General features: G+C 68.1%; 8 protein-coding genes. 6 read left to right on the top strand and 2 right to left on the bottom strand.

Features of this window, described 5'->3' with window-relative positions; all coding sequences use genetic code 11:
• Positions 1–115 precede the first annotated feature (115 nt).
• Positions 116–2404, top strand: coding sequence for a putative bifunctional diguanylate cyclase/phosphodiesterase (locus tag OOZ63_RS09950; RefSeq protein ID WP_266005291.1), 2289 nt, complete (start codon positions 116–118; stop codon positions 2402–2404).
• Here OOZ63_RS09950 and asd read toward each other — a convergent pair.
• Complete coding sequence (gene asd, locus OOZ63_RS09955; RefSeq protein ID WP_266005293.1) at positions 2394–3245, bottom strand: archaetidylserine decarboxylase; 852 nt, start codon at positions 3243–3245, stop codon at positions 2394–2396. The genes OOZ63_RS09950 and asd overlap by 11 nt on opposite strands.
• 137 nt (positions 3246–3382) lie before the next feature.
• On the opposite strand from asd, the gene OOZ63_RS09960 reads away from it, so the two are divergent.
• From OOZ63_RS09960 to OOZ63_RS09980, 5 genes are read left to right on the top strand one after another with little or no spacing between them, the layout of a single operon-like run.
• Positions 3383–4204 carry a rhodanese-like domain-containing protein gene (locus OOZ63_RS09960; RefSeq protein ID WP_266005295.1) on the top strand — a complete coding sequence of 274 codons (822 nt, stop codon included), beginning with the start codon at positions 3383–3385 and terminating at the stop codon, positions 4202–4204.
• A 54-nt stretch (positions 4205–4258) separates the two neighbouring features.
• Complete coding sequence (locus OOZ63_RS09965; RefSeq protein WP_266005296.1) at positions 4259–5590, top strand: UDP-N-acetylglucosamine 1-carboxyvinyltransferase; 1332 nt, start codon at positions 4259–4261, stop codon at positions 5588–5590.
• A 27-nt stretch (positions 5591–5617) separates the two neighbouring features.
• On the top strand, positions 5618–6532 hold the full coding sequence (locus OOZ63_RS09970; RefSeq protein ID WP_266005297.1) for a hypothetical protein: 915 nt from the start codon (positions 5618–5620) through the stop codon (positions 6530–6532).
• The gene (locus tag OOZ63_RS09975; protein ID WP_266005298.1) at positions 6532–7455 is read left to right on the top strand and encodes a pseudouridine synthase; all 924 of its coding nucleotides are present in this window, start codon (positions 6532–6534) and stop codon (positions 7453–7455) included. The genes OOZ63_RS09970 and OOZ63_RS09975 overlap by 1 nt, the downstream gene beginning before the upstream one ends.
• Positions 7456–7507: 52 nt before the next feature.
• On the top strand, positions 7508–9652 hold the full coding sequence (locus tag OOZ63_RS09980) for a putative bifunctional diguanylate cyclase/phosphodiesterase (protein ID WP_266005299.1): 2145 nt from the start codon (positions 7508–7510) through the stop codon (positions 9650–9652).
• 17 nt (positions 9653–9669) lie between these two features.
• Here OOZ63_RS09980 and OOZ63_RS09985 read toward each other — a convergent pair whose 3' ends face one another.
• Positions 9670–13314: a DEAD/DEAH box helicase gene (locus OOZ63_RS09985; RefSeq protein ID WP_266005301.1), complete on the bottom strand. Its 3645-nt coding sequence runs from the start codon at positions 13312–13314 to the stop codon at positions 9670–9672.
• Between the last annotated feature and the right edge of the window lie 32 nt (positions 13315–13346).

Raw genomic sequence — 13346 nt, forward strand, 5'->3', positions numbered from 1 at the left:
GTGATCGGGGGTCGGGTGTGGGCCGGATTAGACAAAGTCGCTCGGATTGCCGCCTATTCTCCCAGCAAGCGCGCCGCGCTCAGCTTAGGATTCACCAAAACACCCGTCCACCCCGATGACACCTTTGTTGCTGGTCAGCGCCGCGCTGCTCGCCATGCTTGGCGGCGCGCTGCTGCTCTTATGGCGGCAGGAACGCAGTCTGCGCTACGTGCGGCAATGGGGGTGGAGCTGGATTCTGCTGGCCCTGGGCCTGGGCGGCGGCCCGCTGCTTCAGGACCTGTTCGAACCAGGTGCTGCGCGCAATCTGCAGGCTTTTGTGGCCTCGGCGGCGGTGATGGGCTCGCAGCTGCTGCAGCTGGCCGGCGCGCTGGACTATCGCGGCCGGCAGCTGCGGCTGATGCAATGGCTGCCGGGCTTCGTGTTGCTGATGTGCGTGCTAGCGGCGTTGGGCTCACGCGAGATGAGCCAGGCGGTGCTCATGGGCGCGCTGGTACTGGGCCTGGGCGCGATGGCCAGCGCGGCAATTCTGTGGCGTGCCAGCCAGGGGCTGGAGCGCTGGGTGTGCGCCGGCTTCGTCGCGGTGGCCCTGGTGCACGCGAGCGGCCCACTGCTGGACCCGCAGGGCCGCTCGGTCATCACGTACGGCCTGGGCCTGATCGTGCAGACCGCGCTGGGCCTGGGACTGATGCTTTTGTCGGTGGGCCGGGCCCATGGCCAGGCGCAGCGCCAGGCCGAGCGATTCACGCGTCTGGCCGAGCACTCGCTGCAGGGCCTGGTGGTGTTGCAGGACTACCGGGTCGTCTACGCCAACCCGGCGGCGCGCCGCATGTTCGGCCACGATCCGCTGCGCGACCGGCCGGGGGAGACCGCGCTGGCCGAACTGGTCTCGCCGGATCTGCGCCAGGCTGCGCGGCAGCGCCATCGCGCAGTGCTGGCCGACTCGCAGGCCCGCATCGAATGGGAGGGGCCGCGGCTGGGCTTCGATGGACGGCTGCTCCATGTACGCGGCCTGTCCAGCCATCTGGACTGGGACGGCCAGCCGGCCGAGCTACTGGTGATGATCGACGACAGCGAGCGCCAGGCGGCCCTCGAAGCCTTGCGCCGCCAGGCCCTGCACGACGAGCTGACCGCGCTGCCGAACCGCAACTTCGCGGTCGAGCGCCTGCGGCAGCTCACGCGGCTGGGCGCGTCGCCGTTCGCCCTGGTGTCGGCGGATATGGACCGATTCCAATTAATCAATGAATCGCTGGGCCATGCGGTCGGCGATGCCTTGCTGCAGGGCATCGCGCAGCGCCTGTGCGCCGAGCTGCCCCACAACGCGACGGTCGCGCGACTGGGCGAGGACCAGTTCGTGATGCTGGTCGAGGGGGCGCCTGGGCGGGCCGAAGCGCTGGCCTTCGCCGAGCGGCTGCTGGCGCTGATGGAGCGGCCCTTCGCCGTCGACGGGGCCGAGCTGTTCGTCCATATGTCGGTCGGCGTGGCGCTGTTTCCACAGGACGCGGCCGACGGCCCCGGCCTGCTGCGCGCCGCCGACTCCGCGATGCATCGGGCCAAGGCGCGCGCCGGCGCCACCTATGCCTTCTTCGATGCGGCGATGAATCGCGCCGCCCAGGCGCGCATGGAGGCCGAGCAGGCGCTCTCGAAGGCGCTGGAGGAGGGCCAGTTCCGGCTCGACTACCAGCCCAAGATGCTGGCGGTCTCGCGCGAGCTCTGCGGTTTCGAGGCGCTGGTGCGCTGGCAGCGGCCAGGCATCGGCCCGGTCAGCCCGGCCGAGTTCATCCCGGCGGCTGAGCGCACCGGCCAGATCCGCGCGCTGGGCACGCTGATCATCGAGATCGCGACCGCCCAGCTGCGCCAGTGGCTGGACCGCTTCGGCCGGCTGTTGCCGGTGGCCATCAATGTATCGCCACTGCAGTTCGAGGATCCAGAGTTCGTGCCGCAGCTGCTGGCCGCGCTGGAGCGTCAGCGCCTACCGCCGGCGGCGCTGCAGATCGAGATCACCGAGAGCGCGGCGATCGGCCATGTTGAACGGGTGCTGCCGCAGTTAGAGCGGCTGCGCGCGGCCGGCGTGCTGTGCGCACTGGACGACTTCGGCACCGGCCAGTCCTCACTGACCATGCTGCGCCAACTGCCCATTCATGCGATGAAGTTGGACCGCAGCATGATAGAGCCGCTGCCACGCCAGGACGCCAGCGCGGTGGTCCAGGCGACCTGCGCGCTAGGCCATTCGCTGGGGCTTGAGATCATCGCCGAGGGCGTCGAGACCGAGGAGCAGGCCATGGCTGTCGAGGCGCTGGGCTGCACCCAGCTGCAGGGCTACTACCTGAGCCGACCGCTATCGGCCGAGCGCGCCACGGAACTGCTGCGGCGCTTTGTCGACATCCATCCGCTGGTCAATTCCTAGTGCGTGCCATCAGCTCGCCGAGCCGGATCGCAGCACCCGGCTGCCAGCCGGGATTGAAGCTCAGGCCCTGGCCCTGCGGGAACAGCATCACGACGGTGGAGCCAAGCAGGAAGCGGCCCATCTCCTCGCCTTGCTTGAGCACGACCTGGGCGTCGGGATAGCTCCACTCGCGCAGATGGCCGGGGCGCGGCGGATTGACCTGGCCATGCCAGACCGTGGCCATCGAACCGACGATGGTGGCGCCGACCAGCACCATCACAAAGGGACCGGCCTCGCCATCGAACACGCAGACCACGCGTTCGTTGCGGGCGAACAGGCCAGGCACGCCGCGCGCCGTGGTCGGGTTGACCGAAAACAGCGCGCCGGGCACATGGATCATGCGCGTCAGGCGGCCATCGCAAGGCATGTGGATGCGGTGGTAGTCGCGCGGGCTCAGGTACAGATTGGCGAAGAAGCCGTCGCGAAACTGCGCGGCCAGCGCCGCATCACCGCCGACCAGGCCCGTGGTCGAGAAGCTGTGGCCTTTGGCCTGGAAGACCTGGTCGCCCGCGATCGCACCGAACTGGCTGATGCCGCCGTCCACCGGGCAGATCAGCGGACCATCGGCCAGCGGCCGCGCGCCCGGCTTGAGCGCACGGGTAAAAAACTCGTTGAAGCTCGGGTAGCTGGCGATGTCGGGGTCGGCCGCCTCGGCCATATCGACCCGGTAGCGAGCGACAAAACGCCGGATCACGGCCGTCGTCAGCGCACCCAGGCGTGCCGAGGCAAACAGCCCCGCCAGACGGGTCAGCGCCTGCTTGGGCATCAGGTACTGCGGCAATACGGCCAGACGGTCGGACACGGAAAATACCCCAGCTCAGTTCGGAAGGTGCGGGATTGTAGGGGGGCATGCGCATTCAAGCACCGCGCCGGCATCGCCGATGCGTGGCGCCGGTCCCGCTACCATTAGCAGCGCCCCGTCCTGCTTGAAACCTATCCATGCCCTGCACCGAAATCCACAGCTCCTTCTACCGCTTTGTCGCGCTGAGCGACCCGCAGAGCGTGGCGGCGCGACTGCGTGAGCTGGTGGCCATCGGGCTGGGAGGCAATATCCTGGTTGCGGCCGAAGGCATCAGCGGCGCGGTGGCCGGCGAGCCGGACGTGCTGAGGGCCTTCGAGGCGGCGCTGCAGAGCGACCCACTGTTCGGCGGGGCCTTCGCCGGCCTGGTGTTCAAGCACAGCGCCTGCGTGACCCGGCCGTTCACGCTGATCAAGGTCCATGTGAAGCCGGAGATCGTCGCCTTCGGAGTGCCAGGCGTCAGCGGCCTGCCGGCGCCCGAGCGACCCGACACCCATGTGGCACCGGCGCGCTGGCGCGAGCTGCTGGCTCGGCCCGATGTGCTGGTGCTCGACAACCGCAACAGCTTCGAGTTCAAGCTCGGCCGCTTCGCCGGCGCCATCGATCCAGCGGTCACGCACTTCCGCGATTTCCCCGCCTATGTGAACGACCATGCCGAGGCATGGAAGCGCGAGGGCAAGACCATCGCGATGTATTGCACCGGCGGCATTCGCTGCGAGAAGACCGCCGCCTGGATGCAAGATCAGGGTCTGCAGGTCTACCAGCTCGACGGCGGCATCCTGAACTATTTCCAGTCGATGCCCGAGCCCGAATCCGATTGGCAGGGCGAATGCTTTGTGTTCGACAAGCGGATCGCGATAGACACACGGCTGCAGGAAACCGCGACCAATGCCGAGCAGGTCTATGCCGAGGAGCCGCCGTGGCGGCTGGCGCGCGCCAAGCGCCTGGACCCGGACGGTTGATAATCGTCGCCAGTTTCCGTCCTCCTTGCCCGCAGTCGAAAGCCCCCGCGCCCCATGTCCAATCTGATCGTCCACGGCGGCACCCCTTTGAAGGGCCGCATCACTCCCTCGGCCAACAAGAACGCGGTGCTGCCGATTCTGTGCGCCACGCTGCTGAGCAAGCAGCCGATCCGGCTCAATGGCGTGCCCGAGATCACCGACGTCAAGAAGATTCTCGAGGTGTTCCGCAGCCTGGGCAGCACGGTAACCGTGGACTTCGCGACCGGCATCCTCGATGTGCACCACAGAGACACCCACTTCGACCCGGCCGTCGATCGCCTACCCGAGGAGATGCGCAGCTCCATCATGCTGGTGCCGGGCCTGATGGCGCGCTTCGGCGCCGCCCGCATCGAAGACGATGTCAAGGGCTGCACGCTGGGCGCGCGAGAGATCGACCCGCATGTCGAGGTGTTCGAGCGCTTCGGCGCCGCGGTCGAGCGCCACAGCGACGGCCTGCTGGTTCAGGTCGGGCATCCGGGAGACAGCGGCGCGAGCAAGCTGCGCGCCAACAATCACTGGACCGACTACGCCTCGGTCACCACCACCGAGAACTTCGTGCTCTGCGCCGCGCTGGCCGACGGCCGCTCGACCCTGATGAACGCCGCCTCTGAGCCGCATGTGCAGGAGTTCTGCGAGTTCATGCGGATGCTAGGCGCCAAGATCGAGGGCCTGGGCACCTCCAAGCTGACGATCACCGGCGTCGACGCGCTGCAAGGCGGCGAGTTCACGTTCGCCGAGGATTTCCACGAGATCGTCACCTTCCTGGCCCTGGGTGCCATCACCGGCGGCGATGTGCAGGTCAAGAACTCGACGCCCGAGCAGTTCCCGCTGATCGACCGCACTTTTGCCAAGTTCGGCGTGCAGATCATTCACGAGGGCGGCTGGTCGCGCGCGCAGCTGGTGTCGCCGGACGGCAAGCTCAAGGTCAAGGAACCGTTCACCCGCAACATCCTGCAAAAGGTCGAGGCTGCGCCCTGGCCCTATCTGCCGGTCGACCTGCTGCCCATCTTCGTTGCGCTGGGCGTCAAGGCCGAGGGCAGTGTGATGTTCTGGAACAAGGTCTATGACGGCGCGATGGGCTGGACCTCGGAGCTCAGCAAGTTCGGTGCCCATGCCTTCCTGTCCGACCCGCACCGCATGGTGACCTTTGGCGGCAAGCCGCTGGCCCCCGCCGAGGTCGAGAGCCCCTACATCATCCGCGTCGCGATCGCGCTACTGATGGTGGCCGCCAGCATCCCCGGCAAGTCGACCATCCGCAACGCCACACCGATCCGCCGCGCCCACCCACACTTCGCCGAGAACATCGGCCGCCTGGGTGCCCGCATCGAATGGGTGGACGGCGACTGAGGCTCGGTCAGCCAACATCCGCATTCCATGCGACGCCTCCTTGTGCGCGGCCTTGCCGTGCTGGCCTGCGCGGCAGCCGGCGCCCAGGCCCAGCCGCCGTCGCCGCCGCCAACCACGCTGCGCTGGGTGGTGCAGCACATGCCGCCGCATTTCAGCTATGCCGGCGGCCGCGTGCCCCAGACCCTTGAGGATCTGGGGCGCGGCGAAGTCGACGGCTTCCTGCGCCTGTTGATCCCGCGCCTGTCCGAGTACCGCCATGAATTTGTCGAGGCCAGCACGGCGCGCTTCGAAAGTCTGGCTCGCCAGGGAGAAACGCTGTGCAGCGTGCTGCATGTGCGCCGGCCCGAGCGGCTGGACTGGCTGTACTTCACGCATCTGCATCCGGCCCTGGCCTCGCGCGAGATCCATGTGATCGTGCATCGCGACAGCAAAGCACGCTTCGAGCAGGCCGGCCAAACCTTGCAGCTGGCCGAGCTGCTGCAGCGCCGCGAGCTGGTCGGCCTGCTGCCGCGCGACCGCAGCTACGGCCCACGCATCGACACGCTGCTGCAGGCTCAAGGCGCAAATGCGCCCAAGACCGTCGCCACCGGCCGCGGCATGCAGCTGCTAGCAATGCTGCGCGCCAAGCGCATGGACTACACGCTGGAGTACCCGGCTGCGGTTGACGAGTTCATGCTCAACCTGGGCGGTCCGCCCGAGCTACTCAAACTGCCGTTGGCCGAAGGCCGCAGCACCACCATGGCCATGGCCGCCTGCAGCCGCACGCCCGAAGGCCGGCGGCGGATCGAGGCGATCGACCGGGCCGTGCGCACGCTGGCCGAGGACCCGCAGCGCGAGCGCTGGCTGCGCGAGTGGCGCGGCACCGCGCTGGACGAGGCCGAGCGCCGGCGCCTGCTTCGCTATCTGGACGAACGTGCCAGCGCCGGCCCGCAGATCGAATAATGAGCCGCCCGCCCAAGCCCGAGCTGCCGCTGCTCGATGGTGTCAGCGCCAGCGCCTTGGCTCTGGGACTCGGTCCCTGGGCCTCGCTGCTGGACTGCCTGGCCGAGCGTCTGCCGCTGGTTTCGCGCGATGAATGGCGCGCGCGCATGGCCGCCGGTCAGGTGCTGGACGAGCAGGGCCATGCCTTGCCGCCCGAGACGACCTATCGCGCCGGGCGCCGTATCTTTTACTACCGCCAGCTGCCGGACGAGCCGGACATTCCCTTCGCCGAGACCGTGCTGTTCCAAGACGAGCACCTGCTGGTGGCCGACAAGCCGCACTTCCTGCCGGTCACACCCAAGGGCCGCTATGTGCAACAGACCCTGCTGACGCGGCTGAAGAAGCGCAGCGGCATTGCGACCCTGACACCTATCCACCGCATCGACCGTGAGACCGCCGGCTTGTGCCTGTTCGCCGTGAGGCCACAGGACCGCGACGCCTACCAGCGCCTGTTCCGCGAACGCGCGGTCGAGAAGGTCTACGAGGCTATCGCGGGCTTCAGACCCGAGCTGCCGCTGCCGATGACTTATCGCAGCCGTCTGCAGCAGCGCGCCGACGCCTTCATGCAGATGGAGGAGGTGGCCGGCGAGCCCAATGCCGAGACCGACATTGCGATGATCGAGCGGCTGGGCAGGGACCTGGCGCGCTACGAGCTTCGTCCGCGCACCGGCCAGAAGCACCAGTTGCGCGCACAGATGAGCATGCTGAACCTGCCCTTGCTGGGCGACCGCATCTATCCCCTGTTGCAAGCCGATACGACCGTGCCGGACTACACACAGCCGCTGCAGCTGCTGGCGCGCGAAGTTGCCTTCACCGATCCGCTGGACGGCCGGCCGCGCCGTTTTTCGAGCCACCTGCGTCTCGCCGCCACGACAGCCGGCTGAAGCGCAGCCGCTATGCTTGCCTGCATGGTTTCTGGCCATGAGGGAGGTCCGTTTGACCGCTGACCCGCTAAGCTTTCGCAGAGCCATTGCTCTGTTGTCGGTGCTGGTGCTGCTGTTGTTGATCTTCATGGCATCGCCCTCGCTGGCCTATCTGAAATACAGCGAGCAGGTTTTTCCGGTTTGGCTGCACACGCTGTGCGAGCTGTTCGCCGTGCTGATCGCGGGCCTGGTCTTCGCCTCGGCCTGGCATGCCGAGGGGCGCGACCTCAGCCTCAACACCGCCCTGCTCGGCGCCGGCTTCGCAGCGGTGGGCCTGTTCGACATCGGCCACCTTCTGTCCTACAAGGGCATGCCGGACTTTTTTGGCCCGGCTGCGCCGCAAAAGGCAATCGCCTTCTGGCTGTGTGCCCGCTACTGCGCCGCCACAGTCTTGCTGTTGGTGGCACTGCAGCCACACTCGCCCGTCCTGCAGCGTATCCAGCGGCGCGGCTTGCTGGCGGCGGCCCTGGGTCTGGTGCTGCTGGGCTACACCAGCCTGCTGGCCTGGCCCGATGTATGGCCAGCCTTGTTCGTGACCGGCAAAGGCTTGACCGAAGTCAAGATAGTGGCCGAGTACGGCATCGTCGCCCTGCTGGCCGTCGCTGCCTGGGCCCTGGTGCACCAGACGGCGCGTGGTCACTACAGCAGTGCCGATCTGGCACTGGCTGCCCTGATCACCATTCTCAGCGAGCTGTGCTTCACGCTCTATGCCAATGTCAACGACATCTACAGCCTGCTGGGCCATCTCTACAAGATCCTTGCCTACTACTTCATCTACCGCGCGGTCTTCCTGGTTACCGTGCGCGAGCCCTATCAGCGCCTGAGCGAGGAGATGGCCGAGCGCCTGCGGGTCGAGCAGCGGCTGGAGTTTCTGGCCTATCACGATCCGCTGACCGGCCTGCCCAATCGCGCGCTGCTGCAAGACCGCATGCAGCAAGCAATCGACGAGGCCAAGCGCGAGCAGCTCGGCGTGGCGGTGCTGCTGCTAGACCTGGATCAGTTCAAAACCATCAACGACTCCATGGGCCACGATGCCGGCGACCAGCTGCTGCGCGCAAGTGCCCAGCGCCTACGTGCAGCCCTGCGCGAGGGCGATACCGTGGGTCGGCTGGGCGGGGACGAGTTCCTGATCCTGCTCAAAGGCATCCACGATCACACCTGTATCGAGCGCCGCTTGCAGGCGCTGCAACAGGCGCTGGCGGCGCCACTGCCGGTGGACGGGGCCGAACTGCGTGTCTCGGCCTCCTTCGGTGTGGCCCGCTATCCCGACCACGGGACGGCGTTGGGAAGTCTGCAGCGCCACGCCGATACCGCGATGTACCGCGCCAAGGCAGACGGGCGCAATTGCTGGCGCCTCTACGACCCCAGCATGCAGGACGATGTGCAGGACCGGCTGCGGCTGCAGAGCGGCCTGGCCGTGGCGCTGGAGCGGGGTGAGTTCGAGCTGCATTTCCAGCCCCAGATCGAACTGGCCAGCGGCCGCCTGGTGGGCGCCGAGGCCTTGCTGCGCTGGCGCCTGCCCGATGGCCGCTTGATGCCGCCTGCCCAGTTCATTCCGGTAGCCGAAGAAAGCGGGCTGATCGTGCGCATAGGCGAATGGGCGCTGCGCGAGGCCTGTCGCCAGGCCCGGCGCTGGCCCGAGATCGAGGGCCGCGCTCCGTGGGTGGCGGTCAATCTCTCGGCCCTGCAGTTCGGCGAGAACGGGCTGGAGGCTCTGGTCCGATCGGCGCTGAGCGACAGCGGGCTGGCGCCACAGCGGCTCGATCTGGAGTTGACCGAGTCCATCCTGATCAGCGATCCGGCCAGCGTGCTGGCCACGGTGACACGCCTCAAGCAGCTGGGCGTGGCCCTATCGATAGACGACTTCGGCACCGGCTATTCCAGCCTGTCCTACCTAACTCGCTTCCCCGTCGACAGACTCAAGATCGACCGCAGCTTCCTACAGGATCTCGGCCAGCGTGGTCGCAACCAGTTGATCGTCGAAGCCATCATCGGACTGGCACGCAATCTGGGATTGGACTGCGTGGCAGAGGGCGTCGAGACTGAGACTGCCGCCGAACTGCTGCGCCATCTAGGCTGCAGCCATGCCCAGGGCTATCACTTCGCCCGGCCAATGTCGGCCGAGGAAATGCTGGCCTTTGTAAGCGCCCGGGTCTAGGACTGAACGGTGACGGCTCAGCTCCGAAGCAGCGCCGCCAGCGCCTTCGCGTCCAGCACCGTCGCCTCGTCCTGGCCTTCGAGAATGCCGTCGGCCAGTCCGCGCTTGTCACGGTGCAGCTCGATGATGCGCTCCTCCACCGAGCCGGCAGTCACCAGGCGGTAGACCGTAACCGGGCGCTGCTGGCCCATGCGGTGGGCGCGGCCCATGGCCTGATCCTCGGCGGCTGGGTTCCACCAGGGATCGACAATCAAGACATAGTCGGCCATCGTCAAGTTCAGACCGAAGCCGCCGGCCTTCAGGCTGATCAGGAAGAGCTCGCCCTCGCCCTTCTGGAAAGCCGTGACGCGTTTGGCCCGCTCTGCGGCGGGCGTGCTGCCGTCCAGATACTGGTAGGCCAGGCCCATGCCGTCCAGCCGCTCGGCCAGCAGCTTCAGAAAGTCGGTGAACTGGCTGAACACCAGGGCCTTGTGGCCGCCAGCCACCAGCTCCTGCACGATGTGCTCGAACTCGGCCATCTTGGCGCCGACCAGGCCGGTCTCTGGCGCCACCAGGCGCGGGTCGCAGGCGGCACGGCGCAACCGCATCAGCTCGGCTAGCACCTGCATGGGCTTGCTCTCGCTGCGCTCGACCTGTTCCTGGGCCTGCCGGCGCAGCGCCTCCAGAAAGCTACGTTCCTCGCTGCCGGGCTGCACCAGATGGACGATCTCGGTGCGCGGGGGCAGGTCATGCAGCACCTGGGCCTTGGTCCGGCGCAGCAGAAAGGGCGAGACCAGGCGGCGCAGCCGGGCGCGCACTGCGGCATCCTGCTGGCGCTCAATAGCCACGGCAAAGCGCTCCTGAAACTGCGGCGCCGACCCCAACAATCCTGGGTTGATCAGATTCATGATGGACCACAGATCGGACAGCCGGTTCTCGACCGGCGTGCCCGATAGCGCCAGCCGGAAACCGGCCTTGAACTCGGCCACCGATTTCGCCCGCTTGGTGGCAGCATTCTTCAGCGCCTGGGCCTCGTCCATCACCAGCGTGGTCCAGGTCTTTTCGGCAAAGCGCTCGGCATCGATCTGGGCCAGCGCATAGGAAGCGATGACGACATCGCCAGGCCCGGCCTGCTCAATCAGAGCGGCGCGCTCGCCGTCCTCACCATACAGCATGCAGCGCAGGCCCGGCCCGAATACTGCCGCCTCGGCCAGCCAGTTGGCGCAGACCGAAGTCGGCGCCAGCACCAAGGCCGGGCCTTGTTCAGCGCGGGCGATCAGCAGGGCCAGAGTTTGCACCGTCTTGCCCAGGCCCATGTCGTCGGCCAGGCAGGCACCCAGGCCGGCATGGGCCAGTCGCGTCATCCAGGCATAACCCTCCAGCTGATAGCCGCGCAGCTCGGCACGCAGGCCCGGCGGTGTGGCCGGCTGCAGCGTGGCAGCCTCGGCCAGCGCATCCATGCGCTCGCGCCAAGGCTGGTCGCCCTCGACGGCCATGCCCTCCAGCGTCTCGTCCAGCCAGCTAGCGCCGGCTCGGGGCAGTTGCAGCTGGTCCTTCTTCGCAAGCGCCAGCGCATCGAGATCGCGCAGCTGCTGGCGCAGCTGCTCGCTGAGGGCCAGGTATTGCCCCTCGCCAAGGCTGACGAAGCGGCTGCGCGAGACCCGCGTCAGCGCCATCAGCTGCTGCAGGCTCAGCACGCGCTGCTCATCAACCCGCGCCTCGCCAACCAGGGCCAGCCAGTCGCGCCCGCTGCTGACATGCACGCTCAGGCCAGCACTGTCCAGCGGTTTGACGCGCAGCGGTTTGCCCTTGGGCCAGTCCAGCGCGGCAACACCGGCCAGGCCCGGTAGCAGCTCGACTGCGCGCAACGCCAGCTCGGCATCGTCGAGCAGCCAGGGCGATTCGGGGCCCAGCTCGGCGTCCAGAAAAGGCAGGGCCTCCAGCACCGCGGCGCGATGCGCGCTCTCCGCCGCCAGATCCCGCTCGGTAGCCAGGCTGACGCCCTCATGCATGCACATCAGTCGTGAGCGACCCAGGCCCGGCGTCACGGCCGGGCCGAAGGCGCCGAAAGGCTGGGCCACCAGCTGCAGCTGCAGACCCTCGCCCAGCGGCATCAGCTGAGCCCGCAGCCGGCTATCGCCCTCGACCAGTTGCCCGGCCGCTGCGTCGCTGTGCAGCTGGAAATGCCCGCTGAGCACCTGCAAGGCCGCTCCCAGCTCGGCACCGGCGCTGGCCGGCACCCTCCAGCCCTGAGCCACCAGCTCGGCGACGCGGCGCTGCGGCGCGCCTATGCGTATCAGCCGCGCACGCTGCGGGCCGTCGCGCAGCACGCGCAAGCTGTTGCGCTTCTCGATCTCGGTCTCGTATGTTGTGCCCTGCCAGTCGATCAGCTGGGGCGGCTCCGAAGCACTCAGTGGCGGGTGGATGCGAAACTCGAAGTGCTCGCCTCCGTCGGGGGCGGGGCGGCGCAAGACCTCCAGCTCAGGTTGGGCCTCGGCCAGCTCGACCCACTGGCCCGGTGCGTCGGCGAACATTACGGCTGGATGGCCGACTAGCGCGATCGCAGCCTGCGTGACATCGATCTGATAGGTGTGCGTGCTGCCGTAAGCCGGCCGCTCCAGATGGCGCAGCACCGCGTTGTCGCGGGCATCGTGGCCGCCCGACCTCTTCAGCTTTGCCCAGCCCACGGGCTTGAGCTTGAGCTGGCCGCGCGCGCCCTGGCTGCGCTCCAGCGCCTGCACGCTCCGAACTCGGCCTAGGCTGTCCAGCGTCAGCTGCCAGGCCAGCTCGGTCGGGGCGGCCGTCGGCTTGATCGCCGCGCTCTGGTCCAGCGCGACGATGGCCGCGAGCGCATCGCGCCAGGGTTCGCGCGGCGCGCTCAGAAAGCTTGCCGGCTGCGGCAGGCCTGCTAGATCAAGCTGGGGCTCGCCCAGCTCCAGGCGCCGTAGTGCGCCGGCTACCAGGGCCGCCAGCCACTGCTGGCGCTGGGCCTGCAGACGCTGCAGCAGCCCTTGGGCGGCGGCAGCCGTCCAGCCCGGCGCCGGCCGGCCCAGCCAGGCGGCCAGCAGCAGGCGGTTGGCCGCCAGCCCTAGCGCATGCTCGCGCGCCTCCAGCCCCGGCAGATAGGCCAGCGCGCCCTCGTCCAGGCTATCATCACCCAGACGCGAGCCGATCACATGAGCCCACAGTCCCCACCACTCATGGGCACTGGGCTTGCGCGTGCCCGATTCGGCGACGCAAAACTTGCGCGCGGTCTCCCAGGCCTGCGGCTGATCCTGGGCCATAAGGCTCAGCACATAAAGCCGGCCCTGGTCGGGATCGAGCAGGCCACGACGCAGCCCGGTGGTCTGGCGCAGGGACTTCAGCGCCTGCTCATAGGCCTCGGCGGCGGCCGGCCACTCGCCGCGCAGCGCCAGCCGGGCGGCCTCGAACACGGGCGGCGTCGGCGCGCCGGCGAGCAACTCCTCCACCCGCCCCAGCTCCAGCGCCTGCAGCTCGTTCTCGGCCAGACGCAGTCGCTGCTCCGGCGACAAGGCCTGCGGCTCGGCCAGCGCCGGGCGCGTCTGCGTCAGGCTGCGCTTAAGTTCCCGCGCCTGGGCCAGCATCTGCTCCTTGCTCAACGCAGGCCGGCCGCCCAACGTGGTGAATACAAGCGAAGGGCTGAGATTCTTCGGTTTGACCATGCGGCATTTTGCCGCCTTCGTGCCAGGCGCCC

The sequence above is a fragment of the Paucibacter sp. PLA-PC-4 genome (assembly GCF_026241155.1).
Classification (GTDB): domain Bacteria; phylum Pseudomonadota; class Gammaproteobacteria; order Burkholderiales; family Burkholderiaceae_C; genus Roseateles_E.

What these genes read in the sequence shown, in the direction of transcription:
- OOZ63_RS09950 (WP_266005291.1), top strand. Translation starts at nt 116, where the DNA reads ATGACACCTTTGTTGCTGGTCAGCGCCGCGCTGCTCGCCATGCTTGGC.
- OOZ63_RS09960 (WP_266005295.1), top strand. Translation starts at nt 3,383, where the DNA reads ATGCCCTGCACCGAAATCCACAGCTCCTTCTACCGCTTTGTCGCGCTG.
- OOZ63_RS09965 (WP_266005296.1), top strand. Translation starts at nt 4,259, where the DNA reads ATGTCCAATCTGATCGTCCACGGCGGCACCCCTTTGAAGGGCCGCATC.
- OOZ63_RS09970 (WP_266005297.1), top strand. Translation starts at nt 5,618, where the DNA reads ATGCGACGCCTCCTTGTGCGCGGCCTTGCCGTGCTGGCCTGCGCGGCA.
- OOZ63_RS09975 (WP_266005298.1), top strand. Translation starts at nt 6,532, where the DNA reads ATGAGCCGCCCGCCCAAGCCCGAGCTGCCGCTGCTCGATGGTGTCAGC.
- OOZ63_RS09985 (WP_266005301.1), bottom strand. Translation starts at nt 13,314, where the DNA reads ATGGTCAAACCGAAGAATCTCAGCCCTTCGCTTGTATTCACCACGTTG.